Origin of the sequence: Xenorhabdus stockiae, from assembly GCF_002632825.1 — a bacterium.
Taxonomy (GTDB): Bacteria; Pseudomonadota; Gammaproteobacteria; order Enterobacterales; family Enterobacteriaceae; genus Xenorhabdus; species Xenorhabdus stockiae.
This window is the reverse complement of sequence record NZ_NJAJ01000137.1, coordinates 1-749: the sequence shown is the minus strand read 5'-3', so window position 1 is coordinate 749 and position 749 is coordinate 1. Positions and strand designations below refer to the sequence as shown.

Here is a 749-nt window from a genome sequence, read left to right as displayed (position 1 = left end):
CCTGACTTCCTGTCTAACCTCGACCCGGACGATTTCTTAATGCTATGAAAAACTTACTGATGGATATCACGGCCCTGATCGGCGTCGGGGCAGTGCTGGCGGGCTGTTACCTGAAATACGGGCTGGCCAATACCCTGATTATTGGCGGTAGCCTGTTGATCGTCTACGCGCTGGCGGTTGTCCGCAGGAGGCCCCATGTTACTTGATGCGCTGTTTCGCAGTGAACCGCTGGAAAATCCGCAAATACCGCTGACGGTGGAGTCGGCAGAGCACGATGGTCTGTTCCGCGCCGATGTCTGTGTCAGCCCGGAAACCTCAATGAAACTGGCGGCGGTGTATGCCTGTATTTATGTCTTATCTTCGTCGGTGGCCCAGATGCCGGTGCATGTGATGCGCAAGACCGGCAAATCGGTTGAGATGGCGCGGGAGCACCCGGTGTTTTATCTCCTCCATGACGAGCCGAACGACTGGCAGACCAGCTATAAATGGCGTGAGCTGAAACAGCGCCATATCCTCGGTTGGGGCAATGGCTATACGTGGGTCAAACGTAACCGGAAGGGCGAAGTGACTACGATGGAAGCCTGTATGCCGTGGCAAACCACGCTGTTAAAGACCGGTGGACGCTACACCTACGGGGTCTATAACGAAGAGGGCAATTTTGCCATCAGCCCCGACGACATGATCCACATCCGCGCACTGGGCAATAACCAGAAAATGGGCTTAAGCCCCATCCTGCAACATGCGGAAAC

General features: G+C 55.4%; 2 protein-coding genes. One reads left to right on the top strand and one right to left on the bottom strand.

Annotated features, from left to right (window positions below; translation table 11 throughout):
- Window positions 1-53: 53 nt before the first annotated feature.
- A complete protein-coding gene (locus tag Xsto_RS21795) occupies window positions 54-197 on the bottom strand; it encodes a hypothetical protein (RefSeq protein WP_169926718.1) in 144 nt (47 codons plus the stop codon).
- On the opposite strand from Xsto_RS21795, the gene Xsto_RS20805 reads away from it, so the two are divergent.
- Window positions 196-749 (top strand): phage portal protein (locus Xsto_RS20805; RefSeq protein WP_141554564.1); only part of this gene is annotated, 554 nt, incomplete at its 3' end. The two genes, Xsto_RS21795 and Xsto_RS20805, sit on opposite strands and share 2 nt — an antisense overlap.

Coding starts and splice junctions, on each gene's coding strand:
- Xsto_RS21795 (WP_169926718.1), bottom strand. CDS start 197: ATGGGGCCTCCTGCGGACAACCGCCAGCGCGTAGACGATCAACAGGCT.